Origin of the sequence: Mesorhizobium sp. J8 (genome assembly GCF_016591715.1) — a bacterium.
GTDB lineage: Bacteria > Pseudomonadota > Alphaproteobacteria > Rhizobiales > Rhizobiaceae > Mesorhizobium.
Genome location: NZ_AP024109.1, coordinates 3,642,256 through 3,660,231 on the forward strand (window position 1 = coordinate 3,642,256; position 17,976 = coordinate 3,660,231).

The 17,976-nt window shown below is 64.2% G+C and carries 20 protein-coding genes; 4 read left to right on the forward strand and 16 right to left on the reverse strand.

Annotated elements, in window-relative coordinates; all coding sequences use genetic code 11:
• Positions 1-59 precede the first annotated feature (59 nt).
• Positions 60-488 (forward strand): HIT family protein, encoded by a 429-nt coding sequence (locus tag MJ8_RS17485; protein ID WP_201410080.1) that lies wholly within the window; start codon positions 60-62, stop codon positions 486-488.
• Between the two features lie 12 nt (positions 489-500).
• Here MJ8_RS17485 and MJ8_RS17490 read toward each other — a convergent pair whose 3' ends face one another.
• The 5 genes from MJ8_RS17490 to MJ8_RS17510 all read right to left on the reverse strand — a co-directional run bounded on the left by MJ8_RS17490 (position 501) and on the right by MJ8_RS17510 (position 5,219).
• The gene (locus tag MJ8_RS17490; protein WP_412177065.1) at positions 501-812 is read right to left on the reverse strand and encodes an AzlD domain-containing protein; all 312 of its coding nucleotides are present in this window, start codon (positions 810-812) and stop codon (positions 501-503) included.
• Between the two features lie 35 nt (positions 813-847).
• Positions 848-1,585 (reverse strand): AzlC family ABC transporter permease, encoded by a 738-nt coding sequence (locus MJ8_RS17495; protein ID WP_201410082.1) that lies wholly within the window; start codon positions 1,583-1,585, stop codon positions 848-850.
• 228 nt (positions 1,586-1,813) lie between these two features.
• Positions 1,814-4,279, reverse strand: coding sequence for an ATP-dependent Clp protease ATP-binding subunit ClpA (gene clpA / locus MJ8_RS17500; protein WP_201410083.1), 2,466 nt, complete (start codon positions 4,277-4,279; stop codon positions 1,814-1,816).
• Between the two features lie 6 nt (positions 4,280-4,285).
• Complete coding sequence (gene clpS, locus MJ8_RS17505) at positions 4,286-4,612, reverse strand: ATP-dependent Clp protease adapter ClpS (protein ID WP_040972327.1); 327 nt, start codon at positions 4,610-4,612, stop codon at positions 4,286-4,288.
• A gap of 277 nt (positions 4,613-4,889) precedes the next feature.
• A complete protein-coding gene (locus MJ8_RS17510; protein WP_040972326.1) occupies positions 4,890-5,219 on the reverse strand; it encodes a phasin family protein in 330 nt (109 codons plus the stop codon).
• Positions 5,220-5,507: 288 nt separating this feature from the next.
• Here MJ8_RS17510 and MJ8_RS17515 point away from each other — a divergent pair, with 288 nt between their 5' ends.
• Complete coding sequence (locus MJ8_RS17515; RefSeq protein ID WP_201410084.1) at positions 5,508-6,923, forward strand: D-alanyl-D-alanine carboxypeptidase; 1,416 nt, start codon at positions 5,508-5,510, stop codon at positions 6,921-6,923.
• A 41-nt stretch (positions 6,924-6,964) separates the two neighbouring features.
• Here MJ8_RS17515 and MJ8_RS17520 read toward each other — a convergent pair whose 3' ends face one another.
• From MJ8_RS17520 to MJ8_RS17530, 3 genes are all read right to left on the reverse strand, one after another.
• A complete protein-coding gene (locus MJ8_RS17520) occupies positions 6,965-7,663 on the reverse strand; it encodes a molecular chaperone DnaJ (RefSeq protein ID WP_201410085.1) in 699 nt (232 codons plus the stop codon).
• A gap of 175 nt (positions 7,664-7,838) precedes the next feature.
• A complete protein-coding gene (locus MJ8_RS17525) occupies positions 7,839-8,276 on the reverse strand; it encodes a DUF1489 family protein (RefSeq protein ID WP_201410086.1) in 438 nt (145 codons plus the stop codon).
• Between the two features lie 84 nt (positions 8,277-8,360).
• A complete protein-coding gene (locus MJ8_RS17530; RefSeq protein ID WP_201410087.1) occupies positions 8,361-9,764 on the reverse strand; it encodes an L-serine ammonia-lyase in 1,404 nt (467 codons plus the stop codon).
• A gap of 179 nt (positions 9,765-9,943) precedes the next feature.
• Between MJ8_RS17530 and MJ8_RS17535 the strand changes: the two genes are divergently transcribed.
• Entirely contained in the window at positions 9,944-10,663 is a 720-nt protein-coding gene (locus MJ8_RS17535; RefSeq protein ID WP_201410088.1) for a DUF599 domain-containing protein, read from the forward strand.
• On the opposite strand, the gene MJ8_RS17540 is transcribed toward MJ8_RS17535, so the two are convergent.
• The 5 genes from MJ8_RS17540 to MJ8_RS17560 form a co-directional block, all read right to left on the reverse strand.
• On the reverse strand, positions 10,636-11,433 hold the full coding sequence (locus MJ8_RS17540) for a YdcF family protein (protein WP_201410089.1): 798 nt from the start codon (positions 11,431-11,433) through the stop codon (positions 10,636-10,638). The two genes, MJ8_RS17535 and MJ8_RS17540, sit on opposite strands and share 28 nt — an antisense overlap.
• Before the next feature lie 29 nt (positions 11,434-11,462).
• Positions 11,463-13,028 carry an amidase gene (locus tag MJ8_RS17545; protein ID WP_201410090.1) on the reverse strand — a complete coding sequence of 522 codons (1,566 nt, stop codon included), beginning with the start codon at positions 13,026-13,028 and terminating at the stop codon, positions 11,463-11,465.
• Complete coding sequence (locus tag MJ8_RS17550; protein ID WP_201410091.1) at positions 13,028-13,486, reverse strand: GNAT family N-acetyltransferase; 459 nt, start codon at positions 13,484-13,486, stop codon at positions 13,028-13,030. Before MJ8_RS17550 ends, MJ8_RS17545 begins: the two co-directional genes overlap by 1 nt.
• A gap of 4 nt (positions 13,487-13,490) precedes the next feature.
• Positions 13,491-13,778, reverse strand: a complete 288-nt coding sequence (gatC, locus tag MJ8_RS17555) for an Asp-tRNA(Asn)/Glu-tRNA(Gln) amidotransferase subunit GatC (protein ID WP_040987223.1) — start codon at positions 13,776-13,778, stop codon at positions 13,491-13,493.
• A 144-nt stretch (positions 13,779-13,922) separates the two neighbouring features.
• On the reverse strand, positions 13,923-14,630 hold the full coding sequence (locus MJ8_RS17560) for a metal-dependent hydrolase (RefSeq protein WP_201410092.1): 708 nt from the start codon (positions 14,628-14,630) through the stop codon (positions 13,923-13,925).
• A gap of 119 nt (positions 14,631-14,749) precedes the next feature.
• Between MJ8_RS17560 and ruvX the strand changes: the two genes are divergently transcribed.
• Positions 14,750-15,232 carry a Holliday junction resolvase RuvX gene (gene ruvX, locus MJ8_RS17565; RefSeq protein ID WP_201410093.1) on the forward strand — a complete coding sequence of 161 codons (483 nt, stop codon included), beginning with the start codon at positions 14,750-14,752 and terminating at the stop codon, positions 15,230-15,232.
• On the opposite strand, the gene MJ8_RS17570 is transcribed toward ruvX, so the two are convergent.
• From MJ8_RS17570 to MJ8_RS17580, 3 genes are all read right to left on the reverse strand, one after another.
• Positions 15,174-15,515, reverse strand: a complete 342-nt coding sequence (locus MJ8_RS17570) for a DUF6105 family protein (protein ID WP_201410094.1) — start codon at positions 15,513-15,515, stop codon at positions 15,174-15,176. The two genes, ruvX and MJ8_RS17570, sit on opposite strands and share 59 nt — an antisense overlap.
• Positions 15,515-16,072, reverse strand: coding sequence for a hypothetical protein (locus MJ8_RS17575; protein ID WP_201415471.1), 558 nt, complete (start codon positions 16,070-16,072; stop codon positions 15,515-15,517). The genes MJ8_RS17570 and MJ8_RS17575 overlap by 1 nt, the downstream gene beginning before the upstream one ends.
• 206 nt (positions 16,073-16,278) lie before the next feature.
• Positions 16,279-17,907, reverse strand: coding sequence for a DNA alkylation response protein (locus MJ8_RS17580; protein WP_201410095.1), 1,629 nt, complete (start codon positions 17,905-17,907; stop codon positions 16,279-16,281).
• Positions 17,908-17,976: the final 69 nt, after the last annotated feature.

The following is a 17,976-nucleotide window of genomic DNA, read 5'->3' on the forward strand; positions in this document are numbered from 1 at the left end:
TTGCCGCCTACCGGCAGCTTCGCTACACCGGACGGCGAGTGCAATTGGGAGTGTCCCCCATGGCCGAAGCCTATGATCCCGGCAACATCTTCGCCAAAATCCTGCGCGGCGAGATCCCCTCGCATCGCGTCTACGAGGACGACGCGGTCGTCGCCTTCATGGATGTGATGCCGCAAGGCACTGGCCACACGCTGGTGGTGCCCAAGGCGCCGTCGCGCAACATGCTCGACGCCGATCCGGCAACATTCGGACCATTGTTCGGCGTCGTGCAGAAAGTTGCGGTCGCGGTGAAAAAAGCCTTCAACGCCGACGGCGTCACCATCATGCAGTTCAACGAGCCGGCTTCCGGGCAGACCGTCTACCACCTTCATGTCCATGTCCTCCCGCGCTTCGAGGGCGTGCCCTTGAAGCCGCATTCCGGTCAGATGGAGAAGCCCGAGGTACTGGCCGAGAATGCCGACAAGATCCGCGCGGCGCTGGCGAACTGAGATGGGGAGAAATCAAAAGTTCAGATAAAGCCCCGCCAGCAGCAGGAACTCGGCTGTGGCGATGCCGACGACCATGCGCCGTCCCGACATCAGATAGGCGACGAAACCCAGGGCGGCCGCCCCCGTCCTCAAGCCAAACGAAGTGTGCGCAAGCGCGCCGCCCGGAAAGACAATCAGGTTGCCGATGACGGCGGCAACGAGCGCGGTCGCCATAGTGCGAACCAATACCAACAGGTCTGAATCTTCGGAAAGCTTCCCGCCAAGATAGACACCGAGGAAGCGCCAGATATCCGTCGCGGCGAAACCGGCGACGAGAATGAACACGTATGGCCACCACCAGGCGCCGCTGGAAAAGTAACTCACGCCGCGCGCACCTTGCGCCGCCACAATCGCGAGCCATAGGCGACCGTGCCGCCGATCAGTCCGGCAACCAGCAGATCGATCTGCGGCAACACCATATGGAAGACCGGTCCGAGGACGATGCCCAGAACCATTGCCACGTGCCCTGCCCGCTCGCGCGCCGACCCCCACAACGAGGTCAGGAAATACATCGGCGTCAACATCAGCAACGCCGCCGAAGCGGCGGACGGCAGCGCGTCCGCCACTGCATAGACGACGGTCACGACGATGACATTCGTCGTCACCAGCGTGCCGCCGAGGCCGGCATAGTAAGTCGTACGCATGTCAGGCGGGACGCGCTTGAGGCGCTCCATGGCCAACACCCAGGAGGTCACGGCCACGAAATGCGCCAGGAGATAGAGCACGCATTGCCGGGTTTTCCCGGCGCGCATCTCGGGTGCTAGCGCCATCACCATCGGCATCAGACGTATGGCGGACAACGTGACGGCGAACATCGCCGCCGGCAGCGCCGCTCCCGATGCGATCGCGCCCACCAGCACGACCATCGATGGCAGAGCCCACACCGTTCCGGTCATGAAAGCGGCCTGTGCCGCCGTGACCCCGGCGTCTTTCGCCAAGGCGGCAAAGCCAATGAACGAGCTGACGAGGATCAGGCCAGGCAGGGAAAAGGCCGCGCGGACACCACGCAGGAACCACGTGGAACGAGGCGCTGTGGCGTCCGAGGTCCAAGTCGACATGTGCCGGCCATAGCATGCGCGGCCACAGGATGCGACCGCTCCGAAAGCGGCGCATCGTCTTTCCATTGATCCAGGAAAATCTGTTGGCGGTTGGAGGACATCGGCCGCGCGGGCAGCCGCGAACCCTGCCCGCAAACGCCGGCAAGATACGGGCGGCATTTCCACGTTTTTCCTTGCAACAAAAAAGCCCCGTTGCCGGGGCTCTTTTGCGTTTCACATGAAGGCCGATCAGCCCTTGCGCGGCAGTTGCGGCACAAGGCTGCGCTTGTTGCCGTCCTTGCCCTTCGGCTCAGGCTTCTGCGCCACGGCCTTCTTGGGCGCAGGCTTCTTGGCCACCGCCTTCTTCGGCTTCGGCGCGTCTTCCGGCTCTTCCTTCTTCGGTTGCACGGGCGACTCGTCGGCGAGCGATTCGAGCTTCAGGCCGGACTCGCCGGTTTCCTTCTTCTCGACGGTGACACGCACCGTGCCGCCCTTCTTGAGCTTGCCGAACAGCACCTCGTCGGCCAACGGCTTCTTGATGTGCTCCTGGATGACGCGGCCAAGCGGACGCGCCCCCATGCGCTCGTCATAACCCTTGTCGGCCAGCCAGGCGATCGCGTCCGGCGACAGGTCGAAGGTGACGCCACGCTCGGAGAGCTGGGCCTCGAGCTGCATGACGAACTTCTGCACCACCTGATGGATCACCGGCACCGGCAGCGAGCCGAACGGGATGATCGCGTCCAGACGGTTGCGGAACTCCGGCGTGAACAGCCGGTTGATGGCCTCGACATCGTCGCCCTCGCGCTTGGTCGAGCCGAAACCGATCGCCGCGCGCTGCGCATCCGAGGCGCCCGCATTGGTGGTCATGATCAGGATCACGTTACGGAAGTCGATCTGCTTGCCGTTGTGGTCGGTCAGCTTGCCGTGATCCATCACCTGCAACAGGATGTTGAACAGGTCCGGATGCGCCTTCTCGACTTCGTCAAGCAGCAGCACGCAATGCGGATGCTGGTCGACGCCGTCGGTGAGCAGGCCGCCCTGGTCGAAGCCGACATAGCCGGGAGGCGCGCCGATCAGCCGCGAGACGGTGTGGCGCTCCATGTATTCCGACATGTCGAAGCGGATCAGTTCGACGCCGAGCGAGGCGGCAAGCTGCTTGGCAACTTCCGTCTTGCCGACGCCGGTCGGCCCTGAGAACAGGTAGGAACCGATCGGCTTCTCCGGTTCGCGCAGACCGGCGCGCGCCAGCTTGATCGCCGAGGTCAGCGCGGTGATCGCGGTGTCCTGGCCGTAGACGACGCGCTTCAGCTCGACATCCAGGCCCTGCAGCACCTTCTCGTCGTCGGCCGAGACCGTCTTCGGCGGGATGCGCGCCATGGTGGCGATCGTCGCCTCGATCTCCTTGATGCCGATCGTCTTCTTGCGCTTGGCCTCCGGCACCAGCATCTGCGAGGCGCCGGTCTCGTCGATCACATCGATCGCCTTGTCCGGCAGCTTGCGGTCGCTGATGTAACGGGCCGACAGCTCGACCGAGGCCTTGATCGCCTCGCTGGTGTAGCGGACCTTGTGGAACTCCTCGAAATAGGGCTTCAGGCCCTTCATAATCTCGATGGCGTCCTCGATGGTCGGCTCGTTGACGTCGATCTTCTGGAAGCGCCGCACCAGCGCGCGGTCCTTCTCGAAGAACTGGCGGAACTCCTTGTAGGTGGTCGAGCCGATGCAGCGGATCGCGCCGGACGACAGCGCCGGCTTCAGAAGGTTCGATGCATCCATGGCGCCGCCCGAAGTGGCGCCGGCCCCGATCACCGTGTGGATCTCGTCGATGAACAGCACCGCGCCCGGATAGTCCTCAAGCTCCTTCACGACCTGCTTCAGCCGCTCCTCGAAATCGCCGCGATAGCGGGTGCCGGCCAAGAGCGTGCCCATGTCGAGCGCGAAGATGGTGGCGTCCTGCAGCACTTCCGGCACGTCGCCCTCGACGATGCGCTTGGCAAGGCCTTCGGCGATCGCCGTCTTGCCGACGCCGGGATCGCCGACATAGAGCGGGTTGTTCTTGGAACGGCGGCACAACACCTGGATGGTGCGGTTGATCTCGCTGTCGCGGCCGATCAGCGGGTCGATCTTGCCGGCGCGCGCCTTGTTGTTGAGGTTGATGCAGTAGGCCGTCAACGCGTCCTGCTGCTTCTTCTTGCCGCCCTCATCCTGCGGCTCGGCGCCGTTCTGGCCGCCCTGCTCGTCCTCGGCGCCGCGCGGCGTGCGCGATTCCGAAGCGCCAGGGCGCTTGGCGATGCCATGCGAGATGTAGTTGACCGCATCGTAGCGGGTCATCTGCTGTTCCTGCAGGAAATAGGCGGCGTGGCTCTCGCGCTCGGCAAAGATGGCGACGAGCACATTGGCGCCGGACACTTCCTCGCGGCCGGACGACTGCACATGGATCACGGCGCGCTGGATGACGCGCTGGAAGCCTGCCGTCGGCTTCGAATCCTCGTCGTAACCGGTGACGAGGTTGTCGAGCTCGGTGTCGATATAGGTGAGAACGGTATGCTTGAGCTCGTCGAGATCGACGTTGCAGGCGCGCATGACGGCGGCCGCCTCGGTGTCGTCGATAAGGGCGAGCAGCAGATGTTCGAGCGTCGCATACTCATGATGCCGCTCGTTGGCGAATGTCAGCGCCTGATGTAGCGCCTTTTCCAGGCCTTGGGAGAAAGCCGGCATGTTACCTCACTTCTTCTCCATCACGCATTGCAGCGGATGCTGATTCTGTCGGGCGAAATCCATGACCTGAGACACTTTGGTCTCGGCCACCTCGAATGTGTAGACGCCGCACTCGCCCACTCCATGATTGTGAACATGAAGCATGATGCGTGTGGCGGCTTCGCGGTCCTTTTGGAAAAACCGCTCCAGGACGTGAACGACGAACTCCATCGGAGTGTAGTCGTCGTTCAAAATGAGGACCCGGTAGAGGCTGGGCTTCTTGGTCTTGGTTTTGGTGCGCGTGATGACGGCGGTGCCGCGACCGGGATCGTTGCGGTCTCCATCACTTTGCATTCGCACCACGTCCGCCGTGGCAGTCAAACCGATCGTCACGTAGTCCAGCCTTTTCGAATCCTCATGCGAGTTCAACATGTAGGTTCTCGATGGACGATTTTAAGCCCTTCTGTTTAGCTGACAATATGGCTAGGTGGGCAAACCTCAGCGAATTTCTCAATCGTGAATGCAGCAAGGCGCATCGGGTTGCGGTCGCGCATGAAAAAACCCGGCCGCGTCACCGCGACCGGGTCCTTTCCGCAGGCCGGCTGGCCGTATCGGGTGTGATGGGACGAAATTACTTCGCCTTGGCGACCACCGATTCGAAGGGCTTGTAGGCTTCCTTGGCGAGCTCGGCGTAGAGATTGCCGATCTTGCTGGCCTCGGCCACGAAGCTCTCATAGCTCTGCTTGGCGTAATCGGTCTGGATCTCGATGGCCTTCTCGATCGACTTGGCCGAGAACAGCTTCTCGAAGGCGGCGCTGCCGGCCTCGAAGCTCTTCTTGGTGTATTCGCCGGCCTCGGTGGCGATCGCCTGCGCGCCCTTGGTGAGCGAGGCAAAGCTCTTCAGCCCGGTGTCGGCAAACTCCTTGCCGTATTTCGTGAAGTCCTCATAGGTCTGGGTCATTTCATGCTTCCCTTTGGTTGAAACGCCCTTTTGGCCCCGGGCGCCCTTGTGCAATGCACCTCAATATATTGTGCGCTGCACAAAAGTCAAGAATCCCTTGTGGCACAGGGCTCCTGCGGCGCCGGCAGGTAAAATTCGATTAAAGAGAAACTCGATTTGCCGAAAAATGGTGAACGCGGCGGTTACCATAAACGGATTGGTAACGCTGCGCGCGATAGCTTGGCCGGAAGCGAGGCAGGCGCTCCCTTGGCCGCCTCCGGGGCAATGAAAATTCAGGGTAAGTAAACGGTGCGTCAGGCGTTGTCGGGCTTCGTCTCCAAATCTTCCTTCTCCTTCAAGGCGATCATGGTTGCCGCGCTCGCGGTGACGATTGTCGCCGCCGATGTCGCGTCGGCTCTTGCCGCGAAGTCCGCGGCCATCGTCGTCGATGCCAAGACCGGCAAGGTGCTCTATTCCGCCGACGCCAACGGCCGGCGCTATCCGGCATCGCTCACCAAGATGATGACGCTCTACCTCACCTTCGAGGCTTTGGCGAAAGGCAGGATCAGCAAGAACACGCCGGTGCCGTATTCGGCGCATGCCGCGGCTCAGCCGCCGACCAAGCTTGGCGTGCGCGCCGGCGGCTCGGTTTCGGTCGAGACGGCGATCCTGTCGATGGTGACGAAATCGGCCAACGACTCGGCCACTGCGCTCGGCGAACTGCTCGGCGGCAGCGAGGACAATTTTGCCCGCATGATGACGGCCAAGGCGCGCCAGATCGGCATGAACGGCACCGTCTTCCGCAACGCCAACGGCCTGCCCGACCCGGGCCAGTTCACAACGGCGCACGACATGGCGATGCTGGGCATCGCGCTGCGCGAGCATTTCCCGCAATATTACGGCTATTTCTCGCAGCGCTCGTTCCTGTATGGCCGCCAGCGCATCAACGGCCACAACCGCCTGCTCGGCCGCATCAAGGGCGTCGACGGCATCAAGACCGGTTATACCCGCGCCTCGGGCTACAATCTCGTCTCCTCCGTCGCCGACGGCGACCGCCGCCTCGTCGCGGTGGTGATGGGCGGCGCTTCCGGCCGCAGCCGCGACAACCAGATGGCCGCGCTGATCAACACCTATCTGCCGCGCGCCTCGACGCGCGGCAGCGGCGATCTCATCGCCAAGGCCAACGACAATCCGGTCAAGACGCTGGCCAAGGTCTTCCTGCCCAAGCAGGACGCGCCGACGCCGGACGCCAAGCCGGCAGCGGACGACACCGTCGTTGCCGCGGCTGACGACGTTAAGGACGATACCCAGCAGGTCGCCGAAGAGACCAAGCCGGTGCTCAAGGCCCGCAAGGTAAAGACGGTCGCGATAGCAGCCATGGCGCCGGCTCCCAAAGCCGAGGACACCAGCGTCGCCGCCTATGCCGAGCCGGCGCCTGCCGCGCCCTCGATCGATCCGGTCAAGACGTCGTCGGTGCCGTCCGGCTGGGTGGTTCAGGTTGCCTCTTCGCCCACGAAGTCGGGCGCCCAGAGCCTGCTCGACCAAGCAGCCAAGCAGGCACCGAAGATCCTGGCCGACGCTTCCGGCTTCACCGTCGCCTTCGACAAGGGGGGCACCACCTACTATCGCGCCCGCTTCGGCGGCTTCGGCTCGAAGGATGCCGCCTGGAAGGCCTGCGATGCGCTGAAGCGCAAGAAAATCTCGTGCTACGCCGTCGAACAATAGGCGGCATCTGAAACTCCCGGAAAGTGCAGCGTCGAAGGAGACTAGTCGTGATTGGAGAGCAAGACGTCCTTGGCTTCATTGATTCTCGCCGCCAGGACAGACGTGCCGCCGACGTCGGCGTTCAGGCGCTGCATCAGGCGGCGGTGCGCCTTGCGGATATCCGCCGCGGCAGCCCCCGCTTCAAGACCAAGGATCTTGTAGGCCTCCTCCTTAGTCATGGCGCCCGCACCTGGCGCAACACCCAGCCCTTCGCCACCGTGCGGCTGCGCGTCCTTGCGCCAGATGGGAAAACGGCCGTCAAGATACGTCTCTAGAAGCTGGCGGCTCTCCAGGTCGGGACTGAGTTCGCCATGGAGCCGGCGCAGGTCGGTGAGCCCCATGGCCCCAAGCATCTTGCCCTCATAGCGCCCGGCCAGAACGAGCCCCTCGAGCCTGCCGCTGTCATGGTCGAGGTCCATCTCCAGCGCTGCAGTGCGCACCGTCGAGTGCTTGGATGCCGCCGCCCTGGCCATCGGCCGCCTCGTCCGTATCCAGCCGACCCAGGCCAGCGCCGCGAGCAGCAGCAGTCCGCCGATAAGGCTGCGACCGAAGATCAGCATGGGCGCGCCGACCAGCCCAAGGAAGGCCGGCCCGAGTGATCTAAGACCGTCGGCCATCCTTGCCGCGTCTGCGCGCACAAAGAGCAGCGCGGCGCCGAAAAGCACCACGAGCACCGCTGCCAAAGCGAGGATCACACCCATCGACTAGCACCGCCACAGAGATGACCGAGCATGCAAATAGGATGGGACCTAGGTCTGGCGCTTGCAAGTCCCACGTCAGGCGAGCCGAAGGGCCAGCGCAGAGGAGGATCCGCAAAGCCGCGCCGGGTGTGTCGATATTCAGGTCAGGCCGTCATCACCTGAATGTCAACGCAGCCTAGAGTAGGCCGAGTTCGGCAAGTTCCAGTCTGAGCTTCGGCGGCATCTCGGCGAGCGCCGCCCTGCCCTTGCCGATATCGGACGGCGCATCGGCGGGCTTGAGGTAACGCCAGCCCTGGAAAGCGCGGCGCGGCTGCCACTCGGTGCGCACGACCTCGGGATCGAGCACAAGATGACAGCGGCCGATGCCTTCATCGTCGGTGAAGGGCCTGATCTCGGTGATCAGTTGCCGGCACTGCACGCTGCCCTTGATCACCCAATAGAGCGACCCGCCATCCGTGATCTCGCTACCGCGCGTCGGCACCATGCGGGTGGTGTGCCAATGCTCGGCCGGCTCGCCGGCGCGGCGCCGCTCGTCGAGGCGGAAGGCGATCCACTCTTCGAGGTCCTCGACACTGTCGCAGCCGACGCAGAGTTTGATGAGATTGAGTGACATGCCCCAAGATTTAGCCGCAAGGGTTGACGCGTCAACGCCTTGAGGGACTTCTCCACAGGGCCGGGCGCGAGTCTCGATAAGACCTCAACACTCCACCACGTTGACCGCCAACCCGCCCAGGCTGGTTTCCTTGTACTTCTCGTTCATGTCGAGGCCGGTCTGGCGCATGGTCTCGATCGCGGCGTCGAGCGGCACGAAATGCGTGCCGTCGCCCTTGATGGCCAAGGAGGCGGCGGTCACGGCCTTGACCGCGCCCAGCGCATTGCGCTCGATGCAGGGCACCTGCACAAGGCCGCCAACGGGATCGCAGGTCATGCCGAGATGATGCTCGAGCGCGATCTCGGCGGCGTTCTCCACTTGCTCGGGGCTGCCGCCCATCACCGCGCAAAGGCCGGCGGCGGCCATCGCCGAAGCGGAACCCACCTCGCCCTGGCAACCGACCTCGGCGCCCGAAATCGAGGCGTTCGATTTGATGATGCCGCCGACAGCGGCGGCCGTCAGCAGGAAGTCGCGGATGCTCGGCTGATCGGCTTCGGGATGGAAATGCAGCCAATAGCGCAGCACCGCCGGCAGCGTGCCGGCAGCACCGTTGGTCGGCGCCGTCACCACGCGCCCGCCGGCGGCGTTCTCCTCGTTGACCGCCATGGCGTAGATCGACAGCCAGTCATTGGCGAGCAAGGGATTGGGCCGGTTCTGCTGCCACTGTTCCTGCAGCTTGTCGTGCAGTTGCCGCGCGCGGCGGCGCACCTTCAGCCCGCCCGGCATGATGCCGTCCTGCGACAGGCCGCGGTCGATGCAGCCTTTCATGGCACCCCAGATCGCGTCGAGGCCGGCATCGAGCTCCTCGCGCGACATATGCTTTTCCTCGTTGGCGCGCTTCATCTCTGCGATAGAGAGCCCGCTCTTTGCCGCCATCGCCAGCATCTCGACGGCATTCTTGAACGGATACGGCACCTTCTTGCCCTCGGTCGTCACCGAGCCCTTAGCCTTCATGCGCTGCAGCTCTTCCTCGGAAACGACGAAGCCGCCGCCGATCGAATAATAGATGCGCTTGAGCAGCAGCCGGTCGGATGCGTCATAGGCATAGAAGGCCATGCCGTTGGCGTGGCCGGTCAGCGGCGTCTTGCGGTCGAGCACGAGGTCCTTTGCGGGATCGAAGCGATATGCCGGATGCCCGGGCGGGGAAATCCGCTTCTCCGTGCCGATGCGGGCGACGATACCGTCGGCCTCGTCAGGATCCACCGTCTGCGGTGTCTGGCCGGCCAGGCCGAGGATCACGGCGCGATCTGAGCCGTGGCCGATGCCGGTATAGGCGAGCGAGCCATGCAGGCTGGCGCCGATGCGGTCGACTTTCACACCCGCCGGCCGCGGCCAGTCCCCGGCCAGTATCTCGTCGAGGAAACGGCGCGCCGCCGTCATCGGCCCCATCGTGTGCGAGCTCGATGGGCCGATGCCGATCTTGAACAGGTCGAAAACCGAAAGGAACACGGGGCCGTTGTCTCCTGGAGGCCGATCAAGACTACATATAGGAATTCCCGCGATGTTTCCGCTGTTTTGCAAATCGCGGCGCGGCGGCTGCCGACCTTGTTTGCTCCGCCAGCGACATCGCAATGCCGGCGCATCGAGCACCTGTCGAAGCGCCGGCCCGGCCCGTGTTACAAGAAGTCATGGGCGACTCACTCCACCTTTCAATGGCAGATCTGGCGGCTTTGACCTTCTTCCTGGCGGTCTGGGTGCTGCACACGCTCGCCTCGGACGGCAGGCTGATCAGCCGCGTCTCGCTGACGACCGCCATGAACGCGCAGCGCGAAGCCTGGATGCGCAATATGGCCGAGCGCGAGATCCGCATCGTCGACACCGCGATCATGGGCGGCCTGCAGCAAGGCACCGCCTTCTTTGCCTCGAGCTCGCTGATCGCGCTCGGCGGCTGCTTTGCCCTGCTCGGCGCCTCCGACCGCGTGCTCCAGGTGCTGGCCGACCTGCCCTTCGGCGCGGCCACGTCACGCGAAGCCTTCCAGATCAAGGTGTTCGGCCTGGTGCTGATTCTCGCCTTCGCCTTCTTCAAATTCGGCTGGGCCTACCGCCTGTTCAACTATTGCTCGATCCTGATAGGCGCTGTGCCGACCCCGCATGGCCCGGCCTCGCGCAATCCGGTCAGCGAAACGGCGGTGTGGCGGGCAACGCGCATGAACGTGCTTGCCGGCAAGCACTTCAACTCCGGCCTGCGCGCCGTCTTCTTCTCGATCGGCTATCTCGGTTGGTTCGTCGACCCGGTAGTCTTCGTCATGTCGACACTGGTCTTGCTGGGGGTGCTGGTGCGCCGTCAATTCTTCTCGGCGGCGCGGCAGGCGGTGCTCGGTCAGCCGCCCGGTCCGGGAAAGAACTGATCGATCTTGCCCGAGAGCCGGTAGGCGAAAAGCCCGATCCACTCGCGCACCGCGATGGTGGTCGCCTGCACCGAGTCGACGGGATTGTCGCGATAGAAGCCGACGCCTTCCTTACCCGATGTGCGGTAGTCGACCGGCCACGGAATGGTTGCAAAACCCGCCTTGTCGAACAGCGCCTTGGCGCGCGGCATGTGGAAAGCCGAGGTTACCAGAAGCCAGGTCTCGCCCGGTTTCGGCTCGACAAGCTTTCGCGAGAAGACCGCGTTCTCGTAAGTGTTGCGCGATTTGTCCTCTAGGATCAGGCGATCGGCTGATACGCCGAGCGCGCCAAGCAGGCGCGGCGCCGTATCGGCATCGCCCTCGCCGTCGAGGAAAAGCGAACCGTTGCCACCGGACACGACGATCTTCGCTTGGGGAAAGCGTCTCGCCAGGATCGCCGTCTCCACCATGCGGTCGCCGCTGCTGTTCAGCTCATAACCGCCGCGCGCAAGGTTGATGGCGCCCTCGAAGCCGCCGCCAAGCACGACGATGCCGTCGACCTTCTCGGGCAATGGCGGCTTGGGAAAGCGTTCTTCCAACGGCGTCAGCATCATCGCGCCGACCGACGTCCAGGCCGAAAGAACCAGGATGGCGATGCCGAGCACGCTGCCCGTCGCTGCCAGCCGGCGGCGCCGGAACAGCGCTGTCAGCAGGCCGGCGAGCAACAGGAAGATCGCCAGGTTGATCGGTTGGCCGAAGAACCAGAAGATTTTCGACAGGTAGTAGAACATCCCTCACTCTCTCGTCGGAGGGGACGACGCTACCACCACTTTTCCGGCTGAAATTTGCCCGCCGCCTGCTCGATGACGTTGGCCGTCTGGAACAGCGTCTCCTCGTCGAACGGGCGGCCGATCAGCTGCAGGCCGAGCGGCAGGCCCTTGCCGTCAAGGCCGGCCGGGACGGAAATGCCGGGAAGGCCTGCCATGTTCACCGTCACGGTGAAGATGTCGTTGAGATACATCTTGACCGGATCGGAGGCCATGTCCTCGTCGGCGATGCCGAAGGCCGCCGACGGGGTCGCCGGCGTCAGGATGACGTCGACGCCGGCGGCGAAGACATTCTCGAAGTCGCGCTTGATCAGCGTGCGCACCTTCTGCGCCTGCAGGTAGTAGGCGTCGTAGTAGCCCGCCGACAGCACATAGGTGCCGATCATGATGCGCCGCTTGACCTCGCGGCCGAAACCGGCGGCGCGGGTCTTCTCGTACATGTCGACGATGTCCTTGCCGGGCACGCGCAGGCCGTAGCGCACGCCGTCATAGCGGGCGAGGTTCGACGAGGCCTCGGCAGGGGCCACGATATAATAGGCCGGCAAGGCATATTTGGTATGCGGCAGCGAGATGTCGACGATCTCGGCGCCGGCATCCTTCAGCCAGGCGATGCCCTGCTGCCAGAGCGCCTCGATGTCTTCGGGCATACCCTCGACGCGATACTCCTTCGGAATGCCGACCTTCATGCCCTTGATCGGCTTGCCGATCGCCGCTTCATAGTCCGGCACCGGGCGGTCGACCGAGGTCGTGTCCTTCGGATCGACGGAGGCCATCGACTTCAGCAGGATCGCGGCGTCGCGCACGTCGCGCGCGATCGGTCCGGCCTGGTCGAGCGAGGAGGCGAAGGCGACGATGCCCCAGCGCGAGCAGCGACCGTAAGTCGGCTTGATGCCGACCGTGCCGGTCAGGGCGGCGGGCTGGCGGATCGAGCCGCCGGTGTCGGTCGCGGTCGCGCCGGCGCACAGGAATGCGGCCACCGACGATGCCGAGCCGCCCGACGAGCCGCCCGGCACTAGCTGGGCGTTGTCCAGGGTCCGCGCCGTCTTGGTGCCGCCGGCTGAAACAAAGCCGCCATCGCCCTGATGCGTCGTCGGCATGACAACCGTATCGACACGCGAGCGGCGCCATGGATTGATCACCGGGCCGTAATAAGAGGTCTCGTTCGACGAGCCCATGGCGAACTCGTCCATGTTGAGCTTGCCGAGCATCACCGCGCCGTCGGCCCAAAGATTGCTGGTGACGGTGGATTCGTAACGCGGCTTGAAGCCGTCCAGCACGTGGCTGCAGGCCTGGGTATGGATGCCTTCGGTGGCGAATAGGTCCTTGATGCCGAGCGGAATGCCTTCTAGCGCGCCGCCCTCGCCCTTGGCGAGCTTGGCATCGGAGGTCTTTGCCATGTCGCGCGCCTTGTCGGCGGTGACAGCCACATAGGCGTTGAGCACCGGATTCGCGCGATCGATGGCCGCGAGATAGGCCTCGGTGATTTCCGTCGCGGAGATCTCCTTGCCGCGCAGCTTGGCGCGAGCCTCGGAAATGGTGAGATGTGTGAGATCGCTCATCAGGCAAGGCTCTTTTCGTAAAACACCGACCACTCGGAGTCGGGATAATCCAGCACCGGTCCGCAACGCGTGAATCCGGCGCGCTCATAAACGGTCCAGGCGGCGGGGTGGCGATCGCCGGTTTCAAGCACCAGGCGCGTCAGCCCTTCCTGCCGGGCAAGCGCCTCGACCCGTCCGACGATCGCGGCGCCGATCTTGCGGCCGCGATGCGAAGGCCGGGTGTACATGCGCTTGACCTCGCCGGTGGCATTGTCATGGCGCTTGAGCGCGCCGCAGCCGACGGCAAGGCCGTTGTCACGCGCGATGAACACCGTCGTGTCCGGGCCTGCCATCTGCTCAACGGTGAGATGATAGCAATGCTCGGGCGGGGTCAGTTCGAGCAGCGCGGCATTGAGCTCGGCGACCAGCGCGCGCATGTCGTCCTGCAAAGGCGTCTCGACGGCGATCTCGACAGCCACGGGCCTACTCCACCACCTTCGGAACGAGGAAGAAGTTCTCTTCCGTCGCCGGTGCGTTGGCGACGATGTCGGCGGGCTTGTTGCCGTCGGTGACGACATCCTGGCGCTTCTTCATCTCCATCGGCGTGACGGAGGTCATCGGCTCGACGCCCGAAACATCGACCTCGTTCAATTGTTCGACGAAGCCGAGGATGGCGTTCAATTCGCCTGTCATGCGCTCGGCGTCCTCCTCGCTCACCGCGATACGGGCAAGGCGCGCGACGCGCTTCACGGTCTGAAGATCAACGGACATGTTCTTTTCGCCTCGGGAAAACCAGTGCGGGCTATAGCGGCGCGGCGCTCAGCGTGCAACATGGATCATGCCGGCCGATCGGCCTTGAGATGCTTAGGGGAGCGCCCAAGGCAGCGCGACCCCGTCGCAGAGGAGCGAAGCGCTTTAGACCGTGATCGCCTTGCCGATTTCCGGCAGCGCCACCTTAACGCCCGAGCCTTCCATGCCGGCGACGAACTTGTCGGCCGTTTGGTCAATCATCGAGAACGTGCCGAAATGGCAGGGAACGACGGTCTCGAAGCCGAAGAAGCGACGGCAGGCAAGGGCCGCCACCGCACCGCCCATGGTGAAGCGGTCGCCGATCGGCACGATGCCGATCTTCGGTTCGTGCAGTTCGTTGATCAGGCCCATGTCCGAGAAGATGTCGGTGTCGCCCATGTGGTAGAGCGTCTTGTCCTCGGGAAAATGCAGGACCAGCCCGCCCGGATTGCCGAGATAGGTGTTGGTGCCGCCTTCGCCGCCGAAGGAAGACGAGTGCAGCGCCTGGACGAAGGTGGTGGTGAACGGCCCGCAATCGACCGTGCCGCCGATATTGCCCGGATTGATCTTGTCGCCGCTGACGCCCTGGCCGACGAGATACATGCATATCTCGAAATTGGCGACCAGCATGGCGCCGCTCTTCTTCAGCACCTCGACCGCGCCGCTGACATGGTCGTTGTGGCCGTGGGTCAGGAGAACATGGGTCACGCCTTCCGCCGGCTCTTCCCAGCCGCCTGTCCAGGACGGATTGCCGACCAGATAGGGGTCGATGAGAATGGTGGCGTCCTTGGTCTCGACGCGGAATGCCGAATGTCCGTACCAGGTCAGTTTCATGAATGCCTTCCTCGATTTTTCCGTTGCCGAAGGATAGAACGCTGGCGGCAAATTGAAAGTAGCGCGGCGCTCTCCATCGTCAAAAGGATGTGTGACGCCTGGATGTCAGAGGAAGCCGTTTGGGCATCATTTCAATCGAGGAAGTACCGGACCGTCTTGCCGATGGCAAGACGCTCGCCGGACTCGATCTCGGCGACAAGACGATCGGCGTGGCGGTCTCCGATCGCGGGCTGTCCTTCGCCCATCCGCGCCCGGTTATCCTGCGCAGGAAATTTTCGCTGGATGCCGCCCAACTGCTCGCTCAGTTCGAAAAGGACAATGTCGGCGCCGTCGTCCTCGGCCTCCCGGTCAACATGGACGGCTCGGAAGGCCCTCGTGCGCAAAAATCGCGCGCTTTCGTCCGCAACATGGCGCCGCTTTCCGACCTGCCCTTCGTGCTGTGGGACGAGCGGCTGTCGACGGTCGCGGCCGAGCGGACGCTGATCGAGATGGATTTCTCGCGCAAGAAGCGCGCCGGCAAGATCGATTCGGCGGCCGCCGCCTTTATTCTGCAGGGAGCGTTGGACCGGCTTCAGTCGCTCGGCCGAGCCGATCGGAACTGATATCGCCCTGCCGGCGCTGCCTGATCCATTCGGCGATGTTGCGCCGGCGCCGGAACGCCCAAAGCCCCATGAGCAGGAAAAAGTCGAAAACGCAGGTCCGCGCCACCATCCCCGGAATGATGGCCGGATCGACGCCAAGCATCTGGCCGTAGAGCTGGAAAGCGAAATCGTGCACCTGCCGGCTCAGCATCGCATAGCCGAAATTCATGTCGTTGGCCGACAGGAAGAACCATCCCCAGAAGATGGCCATCGGAGCAGCCCAGAGCGTGAATATCGTGCGCATCAGCGCCTGCCTCCAGGCTTGTTTTCCGGGCGGCCGGATATGCGGGAAAGAAGCGAGCTGTGCGCGGCGCCCATCGCCATGCGCGCGGCGGCGCGGACATCGCCCTCGGGCAAATGCATTGCGGCAAAGCCGGAGCGGCGTTCAGCCAGCACCGCGACATAGGAGGCAAGCAGCGCCGTCATCTGGATGGCGACGATCATGAACAGGCCGTTTATGCCTTGCGCCACGCCGCCGACGAGGATCAGCGAAAGCAGGAGCGATGCCGCGACGAAGGCGGTCCGCGCCACGCTCTCGCCCGCGTCCGGCCTTGCCGCCGTGTTCAGCAGCGTTTCGACGAAGGCCCAGCAGAACAACACCGCGACGGTCAGGAGCGCGATGGAAAGCGGCGCCAGAACGGCGACATTTTCCAGCCCGGCAAGCCCGTTGGCCTGGACTGAGAGGCCAAGCACGCCAAGCGCCGTCGCTATGCCGCGGCTGCCGTCCATGCAGATATAGGCGAGCAGAGCGAAAACCACCGCCCAATGCAAGGCCAGAACTGAGCTCAACACGTGCCGCATACGCTTCCCGCTGACGGAGCTCGGGGAGGTCATGGTTAACCTTTCCCTACTCCAGCGAACGAAGATTGGGCTTTGCAACGGCTCACCGCAACGGAAACCATTTGTTAAGGTTAACAGCTATCCACAGATGGACAATCCGCCCTGGAGCATGAAGCCGAAGAGCGCGAAGCGGTCTTCGGCTTCATGCTCCTCGATTTAGGGCGGGATCAGGTCACTGGCGGATAAAGCGTGTCGATGATCATGCGCGCGTCGTGGCGCGAATCGAGCATGCCGTAGGTGGTGCGCCATTGTCCGCCCAGCCGCGTTTCGACGAAGGCGTCGGCGATCCGCCCTGCTCCCAGCCGGCGCAGCTCCGCCGCGGCAGCCGACAGCGCGAGCTGTTCGGTGAGCAGGCGCGCCGAGCCCTGGTCTGTCGCGGCGACCTGCATGGCCGCCTTCAGCACGCCGATGGTGCCGCGCCCGCCGGTGCCGAGATCGCGGTCGATGCCGGCGAGCACTTCCTCGAACAGGCCGGGCGCGCGGCCGAGCACGCGCAGCACGTCGAGCGCCATGACATTGCCCGATCCTTCCCAGATCGCATTGACCGGCGCCTCCCGATAATAGCGGGCAAGCGGCGCTTCCTCGACATAGCCGTTGCCGCCGAGGCATTCCATCGCCTCGTAAAGCAGCGCCGGCGCGATCTTGCAGACCCAGTATTTGACCACCGGCGTCATGGCGCGGGCAAAGGCCGCCTCGCCACGGTCGCTTGCCGCCTCGTCGAAAGAACGCGCCAGCCGGAACGACAGCGCCGTTGCCGCGGCGACATCGAGTGCCATGTCGGCCAGAACCCGCTGCATCAGCGGCTGGTCGATCAGGTTCGATCCGAACACCTGGCGATGGCGCGTGTGATGCACGGCCTCCGCAAGGCCCGCCCGCATCAGCGCCGACGAAGCGACCGCGCAGTCGAGCCGGGTCAGCGTCACCATATCCATGATCGTCTTCACGCCGGCGCCGGGGTCGCCGACCATCTCGCCGATGGCATTGACGAACTCCACCTCCGACGAGGCGTTTGAGCGATTGCCGAGCTTGTCCTTCAGCCGCTGGAAGCGGAAGCCGTTGCCGGAACCATCGCCCAGGATGCGCGGAACGAGGAAGCAGGACAGTCCCTCCGACGCCTGGGCAAGCACCAGGAAGGCATCCGACATCGGCGCCGACATGAACCATTTGTGGCCGGACAGTCGGTAAAAACCGCTGCCGGTGCGCTCCGCCCTCGTGGTGTTGGCGCGCACATCGGTGCCGCCCTGCTTCTCGGTCATGCCCATGCCGAGCGTCAGCCCGGTCTTCTGCACCGGCGGCTTCTGCGTCTGGTCGTATTTGCGCGTCGTCACGCGCGGCGCCCATTCGCGGAAAAGTTTCGGGCTCGCCATCAGCGCCGCCAGCGAGGCGCTGGTCATGGTGATGGGGCACAGATGCCCCGTCTCGAGCTCGGCGGTCAGGTAGAAGCGCGCCGCCCTCACCTGATGGCGGCGGCCGATCTCGGCGTCGCCGTTTTCCCACACCGAAGAATGCAGGCCGCCGGCAATCGAGCGGCGCATCAAGGCGTGATAGGCCGGGTGGTATTCGACCAGGTCGAGGCGCCGGCCCTGCCGGTCATGGGTGCGCAATTTCGGCGTGTCGGTATTGGCGAGGCGGGCAAGCTCCTGCGCCTCCTGCGTCATCACGAACCGGCCAAGCCCGTCGAGGTCCTTGCGCACGGCATCGGAAAAACGCTCGGCAAGCTGGATGAGCAACGGATCGCCCCGCCATGCATTGCCGCCTGCCAGCGGCGGCGGCTGGTTGGTCACCTCGTCGGTCACGCCCAATCCTTCAGTTGCCCAATCCTTCAATTGGCCGAGAGGTCCTTAGCATTTGCAAGGCCGCGGTCG

Excerpts from the sequence above, each read along its gene's own strand:
- MJ8_RS17485 (WP_201410080.1), top strand. The coding sequence starts at position 60 with ATGGCCGAAGCCTATGATCCCGGCAACATCTTCGCCAAAATCCTGCGC.
- MJ8_RS17495 (WP_201410082.1), bottom strand. The coding sequence starts at position 1,585 with ATGTCGACTTGGACCTCGGACGCCACAGCGCCTCGTTCCACGTGGTTC.
- clpA (WP_201410083.1), bottom strand. The coding sequence starts at position 4,279 with ATGCCGGCTTTCTCCCAAGGCCTGGAAAAGGCGCTACATCAGGCGCTG.
- clpS (WP_040972327.1), bottom strand. The coding sequence starts at position 4,612 with ATGCAAAGTGATGGAGACCGCAACGATCCCGGTCGCGGCACCGCCGTC.
- MJ8_RS17510 (WP_040972326.1), bottom strand. The coding sequence starts at position 5,219 with ATGACCCAGACCTATGAGGACTTCACGAAATACGGCAAGGAGTTTGCC.
- MJ8_RS17520 (WP_201410085.1), bottom strand. The coding sequence starts at position 7,663 with ATGGGTGTGATCCTCGCTTTGGCAGCGGTGCTCGTGGTGCTTTTCGGC.
- MJ8_RS17525 (WP_201410086.1), bottom strand. The coding sequence starts at position 8,276 with ATGTCACTCAATCTCATCAAACTCTGCGTCGGCTGCGACAGTGTCGAG.
- MJ8_RS17535 (WP_201410088.1), top strand. The coding sequence starts at position 9,944 with ATGGGCGACTCACTCCACCTTTCAATGGCAGATCTGGCGGCTTTGACC.
- MJ8_RS17540 (WP_201410089.1), bottom strand. The coding sequence starts at position 11,433 with ATGTTCTACTACCTGTCGAAAATCTTCTGGTTCTTCGGCCAACCGATC.
- MJ8_RS17545 (WP_201410090.1), bottom strand. The coding sequence starts at position 13,028 with ATGAGCGATCTCACACATCTCACCATTTCCGAGGCTCGCGCCAAGCTG.
- gatC (WP_040987223.1), bottom strand. The coding sequence starts at position 13,778 with ATGTCCGTTGATCTTCAGACCGTGAAGCGCGTCGCGCGCCTTGCCCGT.
- MJ8_RS17560 (WP_201410092.1), bottom strand. The coding sequence starts at position 14,630 with ATGAAACTGACCTGGTACGGACATTCGGCATTCCGCGTCGAGACCAAG.
- MJ8_RS17570 (WP_201410094.1), bottom strand. The coding sequence starts at position 15,515 with ATGCGCACGATATTCACGCTCTGGGCTGCTCCGATGGCCATCTTCTGG.
- MJ8_RS17575 (WP_201415471.1), bottom strand. The coding sequence starts at position 16,072 with ATGCGGCACGTGTTGAGCTCAGTTCTGGCCTTGCATTGGGCGGTGGTT.